The organism is Thermopolyspora flexuosa, assembly GCF_006716785.1.
GTDB lineage: Bacteria > Actinomycetota > Actinomycetes > Streptosporangiales > Streptosporangiaceae > Thermopolyspora > Thermopolyspora flexuosa.
The window spans coordinates 3876184-3895623 of the sequence record NZ_VFPQ01000001.1; the positions used below are offsets into that span (position 1 = coordinate 3876184).

Below are 19440 nucleotides of genomic sequence, written 5' to 3' on the forward strand. Positions count from 1 at the left end.
GTTCGGGAGGTCTGGCAGGTGTCGACGGAGACGCGACCGGGACGGACGGGCCTGCGCGGGTGGGTGCGGGCGCACGGGGTCTTTCTCGCGGCGCTCGGCGTGGGGGCCGGGCTGCGGACGCTCGCCGTACTGGGGTATCGGCCGGCGCTGTGGTTCTGGGCCGACTCGTTCGCCTATCTCGGGGCGGCGATCTATCCGCGGCCGCTGGAGAGCAGGCCGTCGGGGTACTCGCTGCTGCTGTGGCTGCTGCGGCCGCTGTCGAGCATCGAGGCGGTCGTGGTCGTGCAGCACCTGCTCGGGCTCGGGCTCGCGGTCTGCGTGTACGCGGTGCTGCGACGGCGGACCCGGCTGCCGGGGTGGGCGGCCACCCTCGCGACGTTGCCGGTGCTGCTCGACGCCCACCAGGTGCAGCTCGAGCACCTGATCATGGCGGACCTGGCCTTCACGTTCCTCGTCACGGCCGCGGTGGCGCTGCTGCTGTGGCGGGAGCGGCCGTCGTGGCGGTTCGTCGCCGCCGCGGCGCTGCTGCTCGCGGCGGCGACGGTGACCCGGACGATCGGGCTGCCGCTGCTCGTGATCGTGTTCGGCTGCCTGCTCGTCGCCCGGACGCGGTGGACGGGCCTGGTGGCCGGGGTGACGGTGGCGGCCCTCGTCGTCGGCGGGTACGCGGCCTGGTTCCGCGCCGAGTACGGCGACCTCGCGCTCGCCCGGGGCAACGCGTTCCTGTACGCGCGCACGCTGACGTTCGCCGACTGCGCCGTGATCGAGCTCGACGCGGACACGCGGCGGCTGTGCCCGCGGGAGCCGGTGGCCGAGCGCGAACCGCCCCCGGAGTACATCTGGAGCGGTGACTCGCCGCTCAACCGTGCCGGGCTGGACTCCCGCGCCCGGGACGAGCTCGCCGGGCGGTTCGCCATGCAGGCGATCCGGGCGCAGCCGGTCGACTTCCTCGTCACCGGCCTGACCGACTTCGCGCACATCTTCACCTGGAACCGGCGCGTCTACCCCTCGCCCGGCTGGCAGAGCGCCTACACGTTCCCCGAGTCGGTCCGGCCGTTCACCGACCAGATCGCCTCCCGGGGGCGCACCGCCGCCGAGCTGACCACGCTCTACCAGGGCGAGAGCGGGCAGACCAGGGTGGTCGAGCCGTGGGCGGGCCTGCTGCGGGCCTACCAGACGCAGGGCTTCCTGCGCGGGCCGCTGCTCGCCGCGATCCTGCTGCTCGGCGCGGCCGGGGTGGTGCTGCCGCGGCGCCGCACCGGCCGGGCGCCGGGCGTGACCGGGCGGACCGTGCTGCTGCCCTGGGCGTCGGCGATGGCGCTCCTCATGCTGCCGCCGCTGATCGCCGCCTTCGACCACCGCTACGTGCTGCCCGCCGTACCGCCGGCGTGTCTCGCCGCCGGGCTCGCCGCGGCGCGGCTATGGGCGGGAGAACGGCGAGCCGGACACGCGGCGGCGCACGTGCAGCCGGACGAGGACCTCGGCGTCGGGCACGCCCGCGGCCATGCGCACCCGTGACAGGGTCCGCTGGTCGAGCCGGGCGAGCAGCGCGCCGAGGTCGGTCCGCGGATCGCAGGTGATGCCGACCCGCAGCCTCCGGTCGCCGACGAGCCGTACCCGCACCGCGCTGATCCCGGTGATGCCCTGCAGGGCGACGCCGAGCGTGGCGACGCCCGACCCGCAGCGCACCCCGCGCCGTCCCCACCCGGCCGCGAGCACCAGCCATCGGGTCGCGGCGAGCGCGAGCAGGAAGCACAGCACCGCCGCCACCGGTACCAGCCACGGGTGGGCGTAGAGGAACATCTCCGCCCGCGGGTCGACGATCGGGACGGCCGGATGGCGGTCCCGCAGCCACAGCGCGGCACCGCCGACGGCGAGCAGGACGAGCCCGGCGAGGGCGAGGCCGACGCGGTTCCCCAGGTGTGAGCGCACGGTCAGCCTCTCCCCGCCTGCACCCGCAGCACGACCTCGCGCCGCGCCTCCGCGCCGATCCGCACGAGCGTGTCGCCGACGGCCGCCGCCACCTGGGGCAGCAGCTCCCCGGTACGGCCGGCCGTACCGCGCACCAGTACCTCGATGCGGTCGGGGCGCACCACCACGCGCGCCGCGTCGACGTCGTCCACCGCGTACACCGCGGCGGTGAGCGCGCGGCGCAGCCCGGCCCGGGTGAGGCCGACGGCGAGCAGCGGGTCGCGGGTGCGCAGCGGGATGAGCCGGGGACGGCCGGGCGTGAGCGCGTGCACGACGAGCGCCACCCCGCCGAGGACGAACAGGCAGGCGAGCACGCCGACCAGCGGATCGCCCCAGGTCCGGGCGCCGATCGCGCCGATCCGGTCGAGCGGGCCCCACCGCGGCCGCCCGCCGAGCATGAGCGAGATCAGCTCGGCCGTCACCGCCCATCCGGCGACCGAGACGAGCAGCGCGACGAGGATCCCGGCGGGGGTGCGGCCCGGCCGCAGCGCGCGCTGCGAGACCCGGGCGTCCGGCTCCTGCCCGGACTCGGGCGCGGGGGCGTTCCGCAGGCCGCCGCGCGGGCCGTCCGGCACGGCATCGCCGAAGAGCCGTGCGCGCTCCGCCCCCGCCCGCCACAGCGGTTCCCGATCCCACTCGCCCGAGGACTCCCGCATGGCCGCCCCCGCCCGCCGCCTCGTGCTGCCCGGACTCGTCACAGCAGCACAGGTACACGGCCACGGCCCCGTCGCGCAGCGCCTTGCCCCATCCCTTGCCGTTTCCGGGACCGCGCCCGGCGGAGACTTTGCGCTCCCGCCCGCCCCACGCAAAGAAAATGCGAGGTTAACTCATGTGATTTCACGGGTGCGCCTTTATGCTGCGGGCATGGCACCCCCCACCATCCTGCCCACCGACCTGCCCACCGATCTCGCCGCCGACCTGCGCCGACGCTACGACCGGGCCACCGCCGCCATCGAGCCGCCGCTGGCGATCCTCGACCTGGATGCGCTGCACGCCAACGCCGCCGACCTGGTACGGCGGGCCGGCGGCAAGCCGATCCGGGTGGCGAGCAAGTCGGTCCGGTGCCGGGCGGTGCTGGAACGCGTGCTCGCCCTCGACGGCTTCTCCGGGATCCTCGCGTTCACCCTGCCGGAGGCGCTCTGGCTGGCCGGGCACGGGTTCACCGACATCGTCGTGGCCTACCCGACGGCCGACCGGCGGGCCATCGCCGCGCTCGCGGCCGACCCGGTCGCCGCCCGGGAGATCACGCTCATGGTCGACGACGTGGCGCACCTCGACCTCATCGAGTCGGCCGTGCGGGACCTGCGGCCCCGCCACGAGCTGCGGCTCTGCCTCGACGTCGACGCGGGCTACCTCGCGTTCGGCGGCCTGCTGCGCGCCGGGGCGCTGCGCTCCCCGGTGCGGGAGCCCGCGCAGGCGGCCGAGCTCGCCCGGGCGATCGCCGCCCGGCCGGGCATGCGGCTCGTCGGGCTCATGGCGTACGAGGCGCAGATCGCGGGCGTCGGCGACCGGGTCGGCGGGCCGTACGGGCAGGTGCTGCGCTGGGTGCAGCGGCGCTCGCAGCGCGAGCTGGCGCTCCGCCGGGCCGCCGTGGTGCGGGCGGTACGGCGGCACGCCGAGCTGGAGTTCGTCAACGGGGGCGGCACCGGCAGCGTGGAGAAGACCGCGCAGGAGGAGGCCGTCACCGAGATCGCCGCGGGATCCGGGCTGTTCCATCCGCGGCTGTTCGACTTCTACCGCTCGTTCCGCGGCCGCCCCGCCGCGCTGTTCGCGCTGCCGGTGGTGCGGCGGCCGGGGCCCGAGGTGGTGACCGTGCTCGGCGGCGGCTACATCGCCTCCGGGCCGCCCGGAGCCGACCGGCTGCCCCAGCCGTACCTGCCGGGCGGGCTGCGCTACAGCCGGAACGAGGGGGCGGGCGAGGTGCAGACGCCGCTGCTCGGCCGGGCCGCCCGCGATCTGGCCGTGGGCGACCGGGTGTGGTTCCGCCACGCCAAGGCGGGCGAGCTGTGCGAGCGGTTCGACGTGCTCCACCTGGTCGAGGGCGACCGCCTCGTGGGCGAGGCCCCGACCTACCGCGGCGAGGGACGCGCCTTCCTCTGATCCCGCCCGCGGTCACGCGGGCGGGCGCCTCAGCGGCGGCGACGGCGGCGGCGCAGCAGGACGACGGTCGCGCCGAGCGCGAGCACCACGCCGACGCCGATGAGCACCGGGGCGAGGTCCGGCGGCGGCTGCCGCCGCTCGTCCTCGGCGCCGTCCACCGGCCGGTAGGCGTCGCCGGTGATCAGCTCCCCCACGGTGGTCAGCAGCTGCTCGGCGTTCGCCTTCACCCGGGCGACGCTCCGCTCCGCGACCCGCCGCGGGCTCACCCGGTCCGCGATCGCGTCGATCGTGCGGGCGAGCTCGGCCCGCGTGCGCTCGATCTCCCGCTCCAGTGCCGCGGGATCGGAGTCCGCCATGACGATCCCCTTCTCCGTATTCCTCTGCGCGGTCCTCCGCGCGTGTTCCTCTGCGCGTTGCTCCGCGCGTCCTGACACCGGGTCCCTCGCCCGCGGTCCCGCCGCGGCGTCGCCGGCGGCCCTGACGGGGAGTCACTCCCCCACGACCGATGTGATCAGTCTTCCAGGTCCGAGCACCTCATGACACATCGGCCATGCCGCTAGGCTGGTGTCGGACCCGGTCCCGGCCGGCACAACGCAGGAGGCACCTCGTGACCGACATCAGGCTCGCGCCCGGCGATGCGGCGCCGGACTTCACCCTTCCCGACGCTCAGGGCGGCGAGGTATCCCTGCGGTCGTTTCGCGGCAAGCGGGTCATCCTCTACTTCTACCCCGCCGCGATGACGCCCGGCTGCACCAAGCAGGCGTGCGACTTCCGCGACAGCCTCACCGAGCTCACCGACGCCGGGTACGTCGTGCTCGGCGTGTCGAAGGACAAGCCGGAGCGGCTGGCGAAGTTCGCCGAGCGTGACAAGCTCACCTTCCCGCTGCTGTCCGACCCGGACCTGACCGTGCACAAGGCCTACGGCGCCTACGGCACCAAGACCATGTACGGCAAGACCACGGTGGGCGTGCTGCGCTCCACCTTCGTCATCGGCCCGGACGGCACCGTCGAGCGGGCGTTGTACAACGTGAAGGCGACCGGTCACGTCGCACGGCTGAAGAAGGAACTCGGCCTCGCCGGGTAGGCTCGGCGCACGCCCGCCGCGGGCGGCCGGAGGCCGGAATTTTCCGGGGTGCCCGAGAGCCCCCCTGACTGTAAGATCGAGGAGACCTGGCCCGTGCCGACGGCCCCCGTTGTGGGCCTGTGTGGGACCGGCGCGGCGACGACCGGCGCCGTGGCCGGGCGACGCCCGTGGTTCGTGCCGCGGCGGTCACCGGCCGGGCGGCGACACACCCGGACGGCAGAGGCCGGCGAGCAGGGGCCGTAGCCCAACGGCAGAGGCACAGTCTTTAGGTGGCTGTAAGTGTGGGTTCGAATCCCACCGGCCCCACCGACATCGATACGTGACGTCTGCCCGGGAACGGCCTTGTTCCGCGGCACCGTCACGCAGGAACGGCCGTCCTCGACCACATTCGCATCGGCGTTCTCCTCTTCCGCCGTCCGCCATCTCCTCCGATCGTTCCCGCGCCCGTGACCGGCCGCCCACGCCGGTGGGCGACACGCGCCGAGCCGTACCGGGCGGCACACCACCGGGATGACCCCGGGCCGCCGGGTGCGACCTGGGTCGTACCCGCGAATCCGTCTCCCGGCGTAATGCCCCAGGTAGGCGGCGTGCATAGGGTTGAGCCGTGTTCGGGCGACTGCGTCGGTGGGGGCGGCGGCACCGCAGGGCGGCGGACGCGCTGTGGCTGGCACCGCTGGTCCTGTTCAGCCTGGTGGAGGTGGTCCGCTACGACCGGCCCGCGGGCTCGGCCTGGGCGGGGACGTCCGCCGGGACGATCGGGTACGTGCTGCTCGCGGTCGTGCTGCTGGCCCCGCTGTGGTGGCGCGGCGAGCGGCCGCGCGAGGTCTTCGCCGCGGTGGCCGCGCTCAGCTTCGTGCAGTGGCTCGCCGGGATCGACCCGATTCCGGCGAACCTGTCCGTCCTGGTGGCGCTGTTCGCCGTGGCCGCGGCCTGCTCCGTCCCGTGGACGATCGCGGCCTGGCTCGTCACCGAGCTGGGCGTGTGGCTCTCCATGGTCGATTTCGCCGACTGGCCCCAGGCCGCGAGCCTGGAGGGGTTCGTCTCCGCGTCCGGGTTCGTCATCGCCATCGCCATCGCGGGCGGCTACGTGAACACCCGCCGCCGCTACCTGGAGAGCCTCGAGGAGCGGGCCGAGCGCGCCGAGCGGGAACGCGACCAGCGCGCCGCGATCGCGGCGGCGGCCGAGCGCGCCCGTATCGCGCGCGAGCTCCACGACGTGGTCGCGCACAATGTCAGCGTGATGGTGGTGCAGGCCGACGGCGCGGCTTTCGCGATCGACGGCGATCCCGAGCAGGCGAAGAAGGCGGTCCAGGAGATCTCCGCCACCGGCCGGCGCGCCCTCGCCGAGATGCGGCGGCTCGTCGGCGTGCTGCGCGCGGACGACCCGGCGGCCGAGGAGTACGCGCCCCAGCCGGGCCTGGCGCAGCTCGAGGACCTGATCGCGAAGGTGCGCGCCTCCGGGCTGCCGGTGGAGCTGTCGGTCACCGGCACGCCGGGCGGCCTGTCCGAGGGCGAGCAGCTGGTGATCTACCGGGTGGTGCAGGAGGCGCTCACCAACGTGCTCAAGCACGCGGGCCCGCGGGCGACCGCGCGGGTCGATGTCGAGTTCCACCCGGACCAGGTGGTGCTGTGCGTCACCGACGACGGCCGCGGCGCGGCGGCCCCGCCCGGCGAGGGCGGCCACGGACTGATCGGCATGCGGGAGCGGGTCGCCGTGTACGGCGGGGCCGTGGAGGCCGGCCCGCGCCGGGGAGGAGGCTTCCAGGTGACGGCACGGCTGCCGGTGGGCAGGGCGGCATGACGATCCGGGTACTGCTCGTCGACGACCAGGAGCTGGTGCGGACCGGGTTCCGCATGGTGCTGTCGGCCCAGCCGGACATCGAGGTGGTCGGCGAGGCCGGGGACGGGGCCGCCGCCGTGGAGGCGCTGAACACGGTGGCCGCGGACGTGGTGCTCATGGACGTGCGCATGCCGGGCATGGACGGGGTCGAGGCGACCCGGCGGATCTGCGCGGGCCGGCCCGCCGGAGGCGACGCCGGGCCGCGGGTGCTCATCCTCACCACCTTCGACCTCGACGAGTACGCGTTCGCCGCGCTCCGCGCGGGCGCGTCCGGCTTCCTGCTCAAGGACGTGCCGCCGGGCGACCTGGTGAGCGCGATCCGCGCGGTGCACGCCGGCGACGCGGTGGTGGCGCCGAGCACCACCCGGCGGCTGCTCGACCGCTTCGCCGTACACCTGCCGCCGGGCGACGGCAGCGAGCCCGAGCGGCTGGGGCTGCTCACCGCCCGGGAGCGCGAGGTGCTCCTGCTCGTGGCCCGCGGGCTGTCGAACGCCGAGATCGCCGACCGGCTCACCCTCGCCGAGGCGACCGTGAAGACCCACCTCGGGCGCATCCTGACGAAGCTGGGCCTGCGCGACCGGGCCCAGGCGGTGGTCTACGCCTACGAGAGCGGCCTGGTCTCGCCCCAGGGTCGGCCGAAAGGCTGACCCGCGGCTACCCCGGCGGTCGCAACCGGCCGCCGGGGTGGTCCGCCCGGCGCAGCCGAACTCCGTACGCGCGGCCGATGGGAGGAACCTCCTTCCGTCCCTAGCGTGGTGCCCACGTGAAACGTTCATGACCACGCCGCCCGCCGCACGTCGGGAGCCGGGCGGACGGAGGACTTTCGGAGGCCTGTAAATGACCATCACCGGAGCCGGACAGCGGCTCACGGAGCACGCCCAGGAGCGCCACGCCGTGACGGCGCGCGGGCTCGTCAAGGTGTACGGCAGCGGCGACGCGGCCGTACACGCGCTGCGCGGCGTGGACGTCGCCTTCGCCCAGGGGCGGTTCACCGCGATCATGGGGCCGTCGGGGTCGGGCAAGTCGACGCTCATGCACTGCCTCGCCGGGCTCGACACGGTCACCGAGGGCGAGGTGTACATCGGCGACACCGAGATCACCCGGCTCAACGACCGGCAGCTCACCCGGCTGCGCCGGGAGCGCATCGGGTTCGTGTTCCAGTCGTTCAACCTGCTGCCGACCCTCACCGCCGAGGAGAACATCCTGCTGCCGCTCAACATCGCCGGGCGGCAGCCGGACCGCGAGCTGTTCGACCTGGTCATCGACACCGTCGGGCTGCGGGAGCGGCTCAAGCACCGGCCGTCCGAGCTCTCCGGCGGCCAGCAGCAGCGGGTCGCGGTGGCCCGCGCGCTCATCACCAAGCCGCACGTGATCTTCGCCGACGAGCCGACCGGCAACCTCGACTCGCGCAGCGGCACCGAGGTGCTGTCGTTCCTGCGGACCTCGGTGCGCGAGCTCGGCCAGACCATCGTCATGGTGACCCACGACCCGGTCGCGGCCTCCTACGCCGACCGGGTGGTGTTCCTCCGCGACGGCCGGCTCGTCACCGAGCTGCTCCGGCCCACCCCGCAGTCGGTGCTCGACACGCTCGTGAAGCTGGAGGGCTGAGCGGTGCTGCAGGCGACACTCGCCGGGCTGCGGGCGCACCGGCTGCGGCTGCTGCTCACCTCGATCGCGATCGCCCTCGGGGTGGCGTTCGTCTCCGGCACCTTCGTGCTCACCGACGCCCTGCAGGCCGGGGTGAACCAGGCGGTCGCCGCCGACGCCGACAAGGTGGACGTCGTGGTCGAGCCCCTCAGTGAGGGCCGCACGAAAGAGCCTCCGGTGATCGGCCAGGACGTGCTGGCCAAGGTCCGGTCGCTGCCGGGAGCGGCGGACGCCCAGGGCCTCGTCCACGGGGTCGCCCCGCTGCTCGGCAAGGACGGCAAGGCGGTGGGGAACATCGCCACCGCGGGCATCTCGATCTCGACCGGACGCCTCAACCGCATGGCCGTGGTGGAGGGCGCCGCGCCGGCCGCCCGCGGGGAGGCCGTGCTCGACGACAACACCGCCGAGCGGACCGGCTACCGCGTCGGCGACACCATCACCGTGCTCGACCACCGGGAGCGCAGGCACACCTTCCGCCTCGTCGGCCTGATCGACACCGGGGTACGGCCGGAGCTCGCCTACCGCGGCGTGGTCGGCTTCACCGTGGCCGACGCGCTGCGCATCACCGGGGCGAAGGGCTACCGCGAGATCGACGTGCTCGCCGCGGACGGCGTCTCCGCCGAACGGCTGCGCACCGAGGTGCGGGAAGCCGTCGGCGCCGGGCACCAGGTCATCACCGGCGCGGAACTCGCCGACCGGCTCGCCAGGCAGAACAACGTCGACACCGGCAGGCTCACCTTGATGATGCTGGCGTTCGGCCTGGTCGCGATGCTCGTCGCCGCCCTCGTCATCTACAACACGTTCAACATCCTCGTCGCCCAGCGGGTCCGCGAGCTGGCGCTGCTGCGCTGCATCGGCGCCTCACGGGGGCAGGTGTTCGGCTCGGTGCTGCTGGAGGCGCTCGTGGTCGGCGCGATCGCCTCGGTGATCGGGCTCGCCGCCGGGTTCGGGCTCGGCGCCGCCTCCCTCGCCGTCTTCGGCGACCTCGGCGGCAACCTGCCGCTGGGGCCGCTCACCCTGCAGCCCCGCACCATCGTCGTCGCGCTGGTGACCGGCCTGCTCGTCACGGTGGGGGCGGCGCTGCTGCCCGCCCGGGCGGCCACCCGGGCCCGGCCGGTGGCCGCGCTCTCCACCCGGACCGAGCAGCCCACCTTCCGCGCCGGCGTGCTGATGATCGTGACCGCCGCGCTGCTCGTCCTCCTCGGGGCGGGCCTCACCTGGTACGGCGTCGCGACCGGGCCGGGCGAGCGGCCGCTGATGTTCGTGGCCGCCGGGGGCACGCTCGTCTTCCTCGCCGTGCTCGTGATCGGCCCGGTGCTCGTACGCCCGCTCACCGGCCTCGTCGGCTGGCTGCCGCGCCGGCTGTGCGGCGTCCCGGGCAGGCTCGCCGTCGACAACTCGCGCCGCAACCCGCGCCGGTCGGCGACCACGACGATCGCGCTCACCGTGGGCGTGGGCCTCATGACGCTCGTCTCCGTCGTCGCCGCCTCGACCGAGGCCTGGCTCGCCGACCGGCTCGACGAGGAGTTCCCGATCGACTACCAGATCATCGCCCAGTACCGGGGGGACCGCACCGACGACGCCACGGTGCCCCGCGCGATCGCCGCCGACCTCCGCGGCCGTCCCGAGATCGGGGCGGTGGCCGAGACCCGCCGGGCCTCCGCCACCGTCAACGGCGACCGGTACGAGGTCGGCACGGTCACCGCGGGGGCGATCGGCAACCTCATCCGGTTCACGGTCGTCGAGGGTGAGCTCGGCCGCCTCGAGCCGGGCACGGCGGCGGTCGCCAAGAACGATGCGAAACGCCTCGGGGTGCGCCCCGGCGACACGGTCATCGCCCAGGCGCCGGGCGGCCGGCGAATCGACCTGCGGGTCGTCGCGGTGATCGGCAGCGAGGCGCTGCGGCTGCCCACGCTGATGGTGCACGAGAGCACGTTCGCCCAGGCCTTCGGCGAGATCGACGACAGCGAGATCCTCGTCAAGGCGAAGGAGGGCGTGTCGGTGGCGGCGGCCCGGCGGGTCGTCGAGGCGGCGGCGCAGCCGTACCCGACCGCGCAGGTGATGAGCATGGCGGAGGTGCGCGGCGAGTTCCAGTCGGTCCTCGACACGCTGCTGCTCGTGGTGGCCGGGCTGCTCGGGCTGTCGGTGCTGATCTCGCTGCTCGGCATCGCGAACACGCTCGCGCTCTCGGTGCACGAGCGCACCCGGGAGTCGGCGCTGCTGCGCGCGCTCGGGCTCACCCGGGCACAGCTCCGGCGCACGCTGTCGCTCGAGGCGCTCGTGCTCGGCGTGGTCGGCGCGCTCGTCGGCGTGGCGCTCGGCACCGTGTTCGGCTGGGCCGTGGTCAGCACCCAGGCGTCGAACGTGCCGCTGGAGGTGCCGGTCGGTCAGGTCCTGCTGCTCGTCGCCGGGTCCGGGGTCGCCGGGGTGATCGCGGCGGTGCTGCCGTCCCGCCGGGCCGCCCGTGCCTCGATCGTCGGCGCGATCGCGTCCGCCTGACCCTGCCGCCTGGACCGTGCGGACCACGCCGGCCGGGGTGCCGCCTCAGCGGTGGCGGCGCCCCGGCCACTGCTCGGCGACGATGTCCGGGGCGAGCAGCGGGCGGATCTCGATCTCGCCGGTCACCCGGTCGATGATCACGCACCCGCCGCCCACCACGTCGGGCAGCACGCTGGGGTCGTCGGGCTCGGGCTCCTTCGCCCACACCACGTAGCCCTCGTCGAACCCCCACAGGCCCACCTCGCGGGCCTCGTCGAACGGGCGGGCGCCGTTGATGTACTCCTCGGCGAGCGCCCGCGCCTGATCGGCGTTGATCACAGCGGTCTCCCCCGAAGGTCGGTGGCGCTCACAGTCGTCTCCCCTGACGGCCGACCGTACTCACAGTCGCCGCCCTTGACGGTCGACGATGACGCAGAACACGCCCGTCACCACCGCGTACGGCGGCTCCACCGACATGTGGCCGCGCTGGGCGTCGATCCACAGGATCTCCCCCGCGGCGTTCACCGCGTTCCACGCGTGGCTGCCGCCGCTCGGCCAGCGGGTGATCAGCACGGCCGAGGAGCCGTGGCCGCCGCTCTGCAGCCGCTGGGCGACGGGCACGAAGGCCCGGCGGCCCAGCCCGACGAACTCGAACCGGTGGCCCAGCCACTGCTCGGCGCGGGCCACCCCGCCCACCTCGCCGAGCAGCGACGGCCGCCCCACCGCGTCGTACTCGGGCATGCGCGGCGCGGCCACCACCGGCTCGCCGTGCCAGGTGGAGATCACCGAGAGCGCGCAGTCCACCGCGTTGGTGGCGCGGAACGGGTTCTCCGACGGGCCCTCGGCGTTGATCAGCCGGATCCAGGTGCCCCGCGGGTCGGGGAACCGCCCCTGGTCGCCGACCGCCTGCACCAGGTCGTCCTGCGCCCGGGGGTCGGGGCGGGCGAGGCCGCCCCGCCTGCCGTACGGCCGGGCGAGGTGGAGCGGCGGCGGGCGGCCGGAGCGGTCGAACCAGTCGCCCCCGGCGGAGTCGTCGAACGCGGGCGTCTCGGCGGCGAGCTCGTAGTCGAGCCAGCGCCACCCGCCCGCCACCACCGGGTTGTACACCCCGGCGGGCAGCCGCCAACGGGACCTGCCCGGCCCGCGGCCGCGACGGCCCGGCACGCCCGCCAACACGGACACCCACCTCCGCAACGCTCGATGTGCCGACGGCAACCGAGCGTACGCGCGCGGCCACGCGCGGCGCGGACCCGTTTACCGGGACTTTGCCGCAGGGCCGAACCGTGCCGGGGACGGGTCAGGCGCGGGCGGTGAGCACCTCGGAGATCACCGGGACGAGGGCGCGGAACGCGCGGCCCCGGTGGCTGATCGCGTTCTTCTCCTCGGGGGTCATCTCCGCGGTGGTGCGGTCGTGGCCGTCCGGCAGGAAGATCGGGTCGTAGCCGAAGCCGCCCGTGCCGCGCGGCTCGCGGCAGATGGTGCCGTACACCGCGCCCTCGACCACGTGCTCCTCGCCGGACGGCAGGGCGAGCGCGGCGGCGCAGGCGAAGTGCGCGCCGCGGCGGCCCTCGGGCACGTCCGCGATCTGGGCGAGCAGCAGCTCGAGGTTCGCCTGGTCGTCGCCGTGCCGGCCGCACCAGCGGGCGGAGAACACCCCGGGCATGCCGTTGAGCGCGTCCACGCACAGGCCGGAGTCGTCGGCGATCGCGGGCAGGCCGGTGCCGCGCGCCACCGCGTGCGCCTTGAGCAGCGCGTTCTCGGCGAACGTGAGGCCGGTCTCGGCCACCTCGCCGATCTCGGGGAACTCCTCCATGCCGACGAGCTCGACCTTCAGGCCCGCGTCGGCAAGGATGTCGCGCAGCTCGCGGACCTTGGCCGCGTTCCGGGTGGCGAGCACGATCCTGGTCACGCCCGCACCCCCGAGAGCACGTCCTTCTGCAGCCGGGACAGCTCGGCGCACCCGGCCACCGCGAGGTCGAGCAGGGCGTCGAGCATGCGCCGGTCGAACGGCGCGTGCTCCGCGGTGCCCTGCACCTCGACGAACTCGCCGGAGCCGGTCATCACCACGTTCATGTCGGTCTGCGCGACCACGTCCTCCTCGTAGCACAGGTCGAGCATGGGGGTGCCGTCCACCACGCCCACCGAGACCGCGGCGACCGAGGCGACCAGCGGGTCGGCGGTGACCAGCCGCTGCTCGCGCATCCACGCCACCGCGTCCGCGAGCGCCACGTACGCCCCGGTGATCGCGGCGGTGCGGGTGCCGCCGTCGGCCTGCAGCACGTCGCAGTCGAGGATGATCGTGTACTCGCCGAGCGCCTTGTCGTCCACGCAGGCCCGCAGGGACCGGCCGATCAGCCGGGAGATCTCCTGGGTGCGGCCGCCCAGCCTGCCCTTCACCGACTCGCGCTCCCCGCGGGTGTTGGTCGACCGGGGCAGCATCGCGTACTCGGCCGTCACCCAGCCCAGCCCGCTGCCCTTGCGCCAGCGCGGGACCCCCTCCTGCACCGACGCCGCACACAGCACCCGGGTGCGGCCGAACTCGACGAGCACCGAGCCCTCGGCGTGGGCGAGCCAGCCCCGGGTGAGCGTGACGGGGCGGAGTTGATCGGCGTTGCGTCCATCTGCTCGAGCCATGGTGCTCACCCTAGGTCATATACGGCACCGCTTCGCGCGAGTTGGATCCGCCCGGTGAACCCGCCCCGCCCGGCGTCGTCGAGGATGCGCCGCCGGTCGTACCAGGGCACCAGGTGGGTGAGCACGAGCGTGCCCACGCCCGCGCGGGCGGCGTGCTCGGCCGCCTGCCGGCCGTTGAGGTGGAGGTCGGCGGGGAGCCCGGGCTCGTCGATGAACGACGCCTCGCACAGCAGCACGTCGGCGTCCTTGGCGAGGTTCACCAGCTCCGGGCACTCCCCGGTGTCCCCGGAGTAGGCCACCGACGCGCCGCCGTAGCTGACGCGGAAGCCGTACGTCTCCACCGGGTGGTTCATCGGCGCCACGGTGACGTCGAACGGGCCGATGCGCAGCGTGCCCGGGGAGAGCGCGTGGAACGCGAACGTGGTGTCGAGGCCCGGCTCGTCGGGCATGCCGTAGGCCGCCGCGAGCCGCCGCGGCGCGTCGGCCGGGGCGTAGACGGGGAGCCTGCCGAACGGGCCGTACGGCGAGTAGGTGCGCACCACGTGGTAGGCGCACACGTCGAGGCAGTGGTCGGCGTGCAGGTGGGACAGGCAGATCGCGTCGATGTCGGCGAGGTCCGCGTGGCGCTGCAATGCCCCAAGGGCGCCGTTGCCGAGGTCGAGCACGAGCCGGAACCCCTCGGCCTCGAGCAGGTAGCAGGAGGAAGGGCTGTCGGGCCCGGGGAAGCTCCCCGAACAGCCGACGATCGTGAGTTTCACGGCGGCCTCCTAACCGGGCGTGACGGCTTGTACGGCTGTCGCGCCGTCGAGCGATACCTCCCCCAGCGGCGCGGGTTCCACGGCCTGCAGTTCCGGCCCGAGGAAGCGGCGGCCGAGGCGCGCGAACAGCTTGGGATCGCCGGTGGTGCGGAAGCGGTGCCGGACCGGCTGTCCGGGAGGCGCGGCGAGGCCCCGGTCGCGCAGGACGCGGTAGACGTCCTTGGCGGTCTCGTCGGCGCTCGACACGAGCGTGACGCCGTCGCCCGCCACGTAGGAGATGGCGCCGAGCAGCAGCGGGTAGTGGGTGCAGCCGAGGATGAGCGTGTCGACCCCGGCGCGCAGCAGCGGCTCGAGGTAGCCGCGGGTGACCTCGATCAGCTCGGCGCTGCCGGTGTCGCCGCGTTCCACGAACTCCACCAGGCGGGGCGCCGCCACCCCCAGCAGCTCGACGTCCGGCGCGGCGGCGAACGCGTCGTGGTAGGCCATCGACTCGATCGTGGCCCGGGTGGCGATCACGCCGACCTTGCCGTTGCGGGTGGCCCGCGCGGCCCGCCGTACCGCGGGCTGGATCACCTCCACGACCGGGACGTCGTAGCGTTCCCGCGCGTCGCGCAGCACCGCGGCGCTCGCCGTGTTGCAGGCGATCACGAGCATCTTCACGTCGTGGGCGACGAGGTGGTCCATCACCTCCAGCGCGTACGCGCGGACCTCGGCGATCCGCTTCGGCCCGTACGGCTGGCGCGCGGTGTCGGCCACGTACAGGATCGACTCGTTGGGGAGCTGATCCATGATCGCCCGCGCGACCGTGAGGCCGCCCACACCGCTGTCAAACACCCCGATCGCCCGGCTTTCCGCCCGGCCCTCTGCTTCCGACACGATTCCCAAGGTTAGGCGACCTGTCACGATCGCTCACGGTAATAATGCTCACAGTGGCGTGTCCGTTCGGGACGGCCGTAACCCGTCCCGCGCCCCGGCCGAATGGCTAGCCGCGGCCGAGCCGGGCGAGCTGCCGGCTCTGCGCCACGAGGCGCCCGGCGGAGTCGCGCACCTCGACGTTCTCGTCGAACCAGCCCTCGGCGATGAGGGAGCCGCTGCCGATCACCGTGAGCCAGCCGGGGGCGGGCAGCGCGCGCAGGTACCAGGTGAGCTCGACGGTGGGGGCCCAGCCGCGGGCGCCCGCGGAGAACACCACCGGCGGCAGCGCGTCGACCGCGAGGGCGATCACGAACGGGTCCGGGTCCTGCGGCTCGGCGAGCCGGAAGTAGGCGCGCATCTCGGGGCGGCCGGTCGGGGTGCCCTTGTACCAGCCGATCGTCGGCGGGTCGAACAGCAGCTCCACCTGTGAGTTGAACGGCATGTTCGACTCGGGCCGGGGCGCGGGCAGCGGCCGGCACTCCTCGATCGGCGGCATCGGCGGCGCCGGGGCCGACCAGGTCAGCTCGCCCGGCTCGGGCTCGGCCCCCGGCTCGTACGGCCGCAGGTTCGCCGTGGTGACGAACGCCTCGACGAACGGCGTGCCGTCCTGCACCAGGCTCGCCCGGGTCACCGTGGTGGTGCGGCCGGACCTGATCCGCTCGAGCCGCACCGTCGCCGGGCCGGGCCGCGCCACGCGGAGGAACTGGGCGCTGGTGGCGACGGGATGGTCGTGCGGTGAGGCGTCGACCACGGCGCGCAGCAGCACGGCCATGAGGTAGCCGCCGTTGAGCGCCGTGCCGATCGTGTAGCCGGCGTCGAGGCACACGTCATAGGTGGTGTCGTCCACCTTGATCGCCTGTGTCGCGTCGTCGAACTTGGTCATGCACGCGTCCCCGGAAGGCCGAACGATGTTCTGCGCCAAGCCTACAGTCCGGCCACAATCCGTCACAGCCGGGGAAAATGTCGTACGCCCGTGATAGCACGACATTAGGGTTAGACGAGTGAAAGTAGTGATTTAGTTCCTTGCAAGCCGATCGCTAGCGGCCTGTCCTAGCGTTCGAGCATCCCGCAACGTCGTTTCATGAGCGAGACAATGCCTGTCAACGATCCCCCGAACCAGCCATATCCACCTGACCAGGATCCCAACCGGACGGTCGTCTACCGCCCGCAGCAGGGCCGGCCCCAGCAGGGCACGCCGCAGGGCGGGCAGCAGTACGGGCAGCCTCCGCAGGGCGGGCCGCAGTACGCACAGCCCCCGCAGGGCGCACCCCAGTACGGCCAGCAGCCGTACGGCGGTCAGCCGTACGGACAGCCCGGCCAGGGTGCCCCGCAGTACGGCCAGCAGCCGTACGGCGCCCAGCCGTACGGCCAGGGCGCCCCGCAGTACGGCCAGCCGTACGGCGGCCAGCCGTACGGACAGCCCGGCCAGGGCGCACCCCAGTACGGCCGGCCGTACGGCGGCCAGCAGGCGTACGGCGCCGCGACCGGTGAGGAGCCGACCCTGCACGCCCCGCGACCGGCCTGGACGCCGGGCGGGCAGGGCCCCGAAGTGCTCGGCTCGGAGCCGGGCGGCGCGGGGCAGCCGCGCAAGAAGGGCTGGCTGCTGGCGATCGTCGCCGCGGTCATCGTCGCCCTGCTCGGCGGCGGCGGGTACGTGGCCGTCAACGCGCTCAGCGGCGGCGGGGCGCAGCCGCAGGACGTGCTGCCCGGCAACGCGCTCGCGTACATCCGGCTCGACCTCGACCCGGCGGCGAACCAGAAGATCGCGATGTTCAACATCGCGCGCAAGTTCACCGTCACCAAGGACGCGTTCAGCGGCGAGGACCCGCGCCAGGCGATCGTCGAGCTGCTGAAGCAGAGCGAGGACGTCAAGGTCGACTTCGCCAAGGACGTCGAGCCCTGGCTCGGCCACCGCGTCGGCATCGCCGTGCTCCCGCCGGAGCAGGCGGGCAAGGACCCCGAGGTCGTGCTCGCCGTACAGGTGACCGATGAGGACGCGGCCCGCGACGGCCTCGCCAAGATCACCGAGGATGACGTCGTCATCGGCTTCCGCGAGGACTACGCCCTGCTCGCCGAGAACCAGAAGCTCCTCGACCAGGCGGTGAACGCCTCGGCGACGCTCGCCCAGAACGGCGACTTCTCCGGCGACATGGCCACGCTCGGCGAGCCCGGCGTGCTGTCCTTCTGGGCGAACCTCTCCGAGGTCATCAAGTCCGCCGGTGACGGGATCACCGCCGACCAGCGGGAGCAGCTCAAGGACCTCGAGGGCTCCCGGTTCGTGGGCGCGCTGCGGTTCGACAGTGCGTACGCCGAGCTCGCCGGCATGGTCCGCGGCGTGAAGAACCTGCCCGAGGGCGGCACCGCGGGCGCCCAGGTCACCACGCTGCCCGCCACCACGGCCGGTGCGCTGTCCATCTCCGGCCTCGGCGAGCTGCTCAACGAGCGGTGGAACGACCTGCTCCGCTCGGCCCCGTCCGGTGCGGACGGGACGTCCTTCGAGCAGCAGCTCAACCAGCTGCAGCAGGCCACCGGCCTGCGGCTGCCGCAGGACCTGGTCACGCTGCTCGGCACGAACGTCACCCTCGCGGTCGACGAGCGCGGCCTCGACCAGCAGAACCCGAACATCGGCGTGCGGTTCGCCACCGACGCCGCCGCGGCCGAGCAGGTCTACGCCAAGCTCGAGCGCCTGTTCAACCAGAGCGCCGGCGCCGGCATGGGCACCACGACCACCACGGCGACTCCGCAGATCTTCAAGGCGTCCAAGGAGGGCACCTTCGTGCTCGCCGCGTCCCAGGCGTACGCCGACGAGCTCGCCAAGGACGGCGCGCTCGGCCAGAACGAGACCTTCACCACCGCGGTGCCCGACGCCGAGAAGGCCGCGTTCACGCTCTACGTCGACCTCGACAAGATCGAGCCGCTCTACCTGCAGAACCTGCAGGGTGACGACCGGGCGAACGCCCAGGTGCTGCGCGCCGTCGGCCTGAGCGGCAACATCGACGGCGACCAGGTGAACGTCTCGCTGCGCGTGCTGTTCAACTGATCTCGGCCCTCCGGTTCGCCGGAGCGCCCGCGGGCCCGGAGACGCCAGGTCTCCGGGCCCGAACCGTGCCCGGGCCCGCCGCGCTACCGCAGCAGCGCGGTGATCTCGCCGTACGACGGCACCGTGGGGACGGCGTCCGCGCGGCCGTCCGCGCCGAGCACGGCCGCGAGCGCGGCGTGCAGCGCGGCACGGTACGGCAGCGAGCCGGTGCTCACCCGGGCGACCCCCAGCTCGCCGAGCTCGCGCAGCGTCGGCCCGGTCGGCTGGAACAGCACGTTCACCGGCACCCCGGCGGCCTCGACCACCGCGGCGATCGCGGCCTTGTCCGGCAGCGCGGGCACGAACACCCCGTCCGCCCCCGCGTCGGCGTACCGGCGCACCCGCCGCAGCGTCTCGGCCAGGTCCGGCACGTGGCCGGGGACTCCGGCGACGGCGAGCCAGTGCGTGTCGGTGCGGGCGTTGACGAACACGCGCGGGGCGCGCTCCTTGACCGCGGCGATCACCCGCGGCAGGTGGCCCTCGGGGGCGAGCCCGTCGGGACGGCCGTCCTCGATGTTCACCCCGACCACGCCGAGTTCGGCCAGCTCGGCGACGAGGTCCGCGACCTCGCCCGGGTCCTCGGAGAACCCGCCCTCGATGTCCACGGTGAGCAGGCAGGGCAGCCGGGCCAGCGACCGGGCGAGCGCGACCGTCTCGGCCCGGGTGGCCCCGGCCCCGTCCGGCCGGCCGCAGGCCGCGGCGACGCCCAGGCTCGTGGTGCCGACGGCGGCGAAGCCGTGCGCGACGAACAGCGCCGCCGAGCCGTGGTCCCAGGCGTTCGGCAGCAGGAACGGGTGCCCCTGGCGATGCAGGCGGACGAAGGCGTCGAAGGTCATCACGTGCGCAGGGCGGCCGCCCTGTTCCCTCCCCTGTGACATCCGGCGGTGGACGGTCAGGGGACGCGCCGGGAAAAGAACGCGCCCCGATCCGGCAC

The 19440-nt window shown here is 74.1% G+C and carries 19 protein-coding genes and 1 tRNA gene; 9 read left to right on the forward strand and 11 right to left on the reverse strand.

Annotated elements, in window-relative coordinates:
• Positions 1-18: 18 nt before the first annotated feature.
• Entirely contained in the window at positions 19-1518 is a 1500-nt protein-coding gene (locus tag FHX40_RS16390) for a hypothetical protein (RefSeq protein ID WP_142260436.1), read from the forward strand.
• Here FHX40_RS16390 and FHX40_RS16395 read toward each other — a convergent pair.
• Both FHX40_RS16395 and FHX40_RS16400 read right to left on the reverse strand, forming a co-directional pair.
• Positions 1420-1932: a hypothetical protein gene (locus FHX40_RS16395; RefSeq protein ID WP_142260437.1), complete on the reverse strand. Its 513-nt coding sequence runs from the start codon at positions 1930-1932 to the stop codon at positions 1420-1422. The genes FHX40_RS16390 and FHX40_RS16395 overlap by 99 nt on opposite strands.
• A gap of 2 nt (positions 1933-1934) precedes the next feature.
• Entirely contained in the window at positions 1935-2627 is a 693-nt protein-coding gene (locus tag FHX40_RS16400) for a DUF6286 domain-containing protein (protein WP_142260438.1), read from the reverse strand.
• A gap of 208 nt (positions 2628-2835) precedes the next feature.
• Here FHX40_RS16400 and FHX40_RS16405 point away from each other — a divergent pair, with 208 nt between their 5' ends.
• Complete coding sequence (locus FHX40_RS16405) at positions 2836-4071, forward strand: amino acid deaminase/aldolase (RefSeq protein WP_142260439.1); 1236 nt, start codon at positions 2836-2838, stop codon at positions 4069-4071.
• Between the two features lie 29 nt (positions 4072-4100).
• Here the strand turns inward: FHX40_RS16405 and FHX40_RS16410 are convergent, their stop codons facing one another.
• Complete coding sequence (locus tag FHX40_RS16410; RefSeq protein WP_142260440.1) at positions 4101-4427, reverse strand: DUF3618 domain-containing protein; 327 nt, start codon at positions 4425-4427, stop codon at positions 4101-4103.
• A 251-nt stretch (positions 4428-4678) separates the two neighbouring features.
• Here FHX40_RS16410 and bcp point away from each other — a divergent pair, with 251 nt between their 5' ends.
• The 6 genes from bcp (at position 4679) to FHX40_RS16440 (ending at position 11141) form a co-directional block, all read left to right on the forward strand.
• Positions 4679-5155 (forward strand): thioredoxin-dependent thiol peroxidase, encoded by a 477-nt coding sequence (gene bcp, locus FHX40_RS16415; protein WP_211350294.1) that lies wholly within the window; start codon positions 4679-4681, stop codon positions 5153-5155.
• A gap of 233 nt (positions 5156-5388) precedes the next feature.
• Positions 5389-5461 (forward strand) — tRNA-Leu (locus FHX40_RS16420).
• 298 nt (positions 5462-5759) lie between these two features.
• Positions 5760-6956: a sensor histidine kinase gene (locus tag FHX40_RS16425; RefSeq protein ID WP_142260442.1), complete on the forward strand. Its 1197-nt coding sequence runs from the start codon at positions 5760-5762 to the stop codon at positions 6954-6956.
• Positions 6953-7642, forward strand: coding sequence for a response regulator (locus FHX40_RS16430; RefSeq protein ID WP_142260443.1), 690 nt, complete (start codon positions 6953-6955; stop codon positions 7640-7642). The genes FHX40_RS16425 and FHX40_RS16430 overlap by 4 nt, the downstream gene beginning before the upstream one ends.
• A 190-nt stretch (positions 7643-7832) precedes the next feature.
• Positions 7833-8603 (forward strand): ABC transporter ATP-binding protein, encoded by a 771-nt coding sequence (locus FHX40_RS16435; RefSeq protein WP_142260444.1) that lies wholly within the window; start codon positions 7833-7835, stop codon positions 8601-8603.
• 3 nt (positions 8604-8606) lie between these two features.
• On the forward strand, positions 8607-11141 hold the full coding sequence (locus FHX40_RS16440; RefSeq protein ID WP_142260445.1) for an ABC transporter permease: 2535 nt from the start codon (positions 8607-8609) through the stop codon (positions 11139-11141).
• A 45-nt stretch (positions 11142-11186) separates the two neighbouring features.
• Here the strand turns inward: FHX40_RS16440 and FHX40_RS16445 are convergent, their stop codons facing one another.
• The 7 genes from FHX40_RS16445 to FHX40_RS16475 all read right to left on the reverse strand — a co-directional run bounded on the left by FHX40_RS16445 (position 11187) and on the right by FHX40_RS16475 (position 16310).
• Entirely contained in the window at positions 11187-11459 is a 273-nt protein-coding gene (locus tag FHX40_RS16445) for a hypothetical protein (RefSeq protein WP_229788952.1), read from the reverse strand.
• Between the two features lie 60 nt (positions 11460-11519).
• Positions 11520-12302, reverse strand: a complete 783-nt coding sequence (locus tag FHX40_RS16450; protein WP_229788954.1) for a toxin glutamine deamidase domain-containing protein — start codon at positions 12300-12302, stop codon at positions 11520-11522.
• 115 nt (positions 12303-12417) lie between these two features.
• The gene (locus tag FHX40_RS16455) at positions 12418-13029 is read right to left on the reverse strand and encodes an XTP/dITP diphosphatase (RefSeq protein ID WP_142260446.1); all 612 of its coding nucleotides are present in this window, start codon (positions 13027-13029) and stop codon (positions 12418-12420) included.
• Positions 13026-13754, reverse strand: coding sequence for a ribonuclease PH (gene rph, locus FHX40_RS16460; RefSeq protein WP_142260447.1), 729 nt, complete (start codon positions 13752-13754; stop codon positions 13026-13028). The genes FHX40_RS16455 and rph overlap by 4 nt, the downstream gene beginning before the upstream one ends.
• Positions 13755-13759: 5 nt before the next feature.
• A complete protein-coding gene (locus FHX40_RS16465) occupies positions 13760-14512 on the reverse strand; it encodes an MBL fold metallo-hydrolase (protein ID WP_142260448.1) in 753 nt (250 codons plus the stop codon).
• A 9-nt stretch (positions 14513-14521) separates the two neighbouring features.
• On the reverse strand, positions 14522-15388 hold the full coding sequence (gene murI / locus FHX40_RS16470; RefSeq protein ID WP_142260449.1) for a glutamate racemase: 867 nt from the start codon (positions 15386-15388) through the stop codon (positions 14522-14524).
• 106 nt (positions 15389-15494) lie between these two features.
• Positions 15495-16310, reverse strand: a complete 816-nt coding sequence (locus tag FHX40_RS16475; RefSeq protein WP_142260450.1) for a thioesterase family protein — start codon at positions 16308-16310, stop codon at positions 15495-15497.
• A 198-nt stretch (positions 16311-16508) separates the two neighbouring features.
• Here FHX40_RS16475 and FHX40_RS16480 point away from each other — a divergent pair, with 198 nt between their 5' ends.
• Positions 16509-18467, forward strand: a complete 1959-nt coding sequence (locus FHX40_RS16480; RefSeq protein ID WP_229788956.1) for a DUF3352 domain-containing protein — start codon at positions 16509-16511, stop codon at positions 18465-18467.
• 83 nt (positions 18468-18550) lie between these two features.
• Here the strand turns inward: FHX40_RS16480 and FHX40_RS16485 are convergent, their stop codons facing one another.
• The gene (locus FHX40_RS16485) at positions 18551-19384 is read right to left on the reverse strand and encodes an isocitrate lyase/PEP mutase family protein (RefSeq protein WP_211350296.1); all 834 of its coding nucleotides are present in this window, start codon (positions 19382-19384) and stop codon (positions 18551-18553) included.
• Positions 19385-19440: the final 56 nt, after the last annotated feature.

Coding starts and splice junctions, on each gene's coding strand:
- FHX40_RS16430 (WP_142260443.1), top strand. CDS start 6,953: ATGACGATCCGGGTACTGCTCGTCGACGACCAGGAGCTGGTGCGGACC.
- FHX40_RS16485 (WP_211350296.1), bottom strand. CDS start 19,384: ATGTCACAGGGGAGGGAACAGGGCGGCCGCCCTGCGCACGTGATGACC.
- rph (WP_142260447.1), bottom strand. CDS start 13,754: ATGGCTCGAGCAGATGGACGCAACGCCGATCAACTCCGCCCCGTCACG.
- FHX40_RS16435 (WP_142260444.1), top strand. CDS start 7,833: ATGACCATCACCGGAGCCGGACAGCGGCTCACGGAGCACGCCCAGGAG.
- FHX40_RS16480 (WP_229788956.1), top strand. CDS start 16,509: ATGAGCGAGACAATGCCTGTCAACGATCCCCCGAACCAGCCATATCCA.
- FHX40_RS16475 (WP_142260450.1), bottom strand. CDS start 16,310: ATGACCAAGTTCGACGACGCGACACAGGCGATCAAGGTGGACGACACC.
- FHX40_RS16400 (WP_142260438.1), bottom strand. CDS start 2,627: ATGCGGGAGTCCTCGGGCGAGTGGGATCGGGAACCGCTGTGGCGGGCG.
- FHX40_RS16410 (WP_142260440.1), bottom strand. CDS start 4,427: ATGGCGGACTCCGATCCCGCGGCACTGGAGCGGGAGATCGAGCGCACG.
- FHX40_RS16405 (WP_142260439.1), top strand. CDS start 2,836: ATGGCACCCCCCACCATCCTGCCCACCGACCTGCCCACCGATCTCGCC.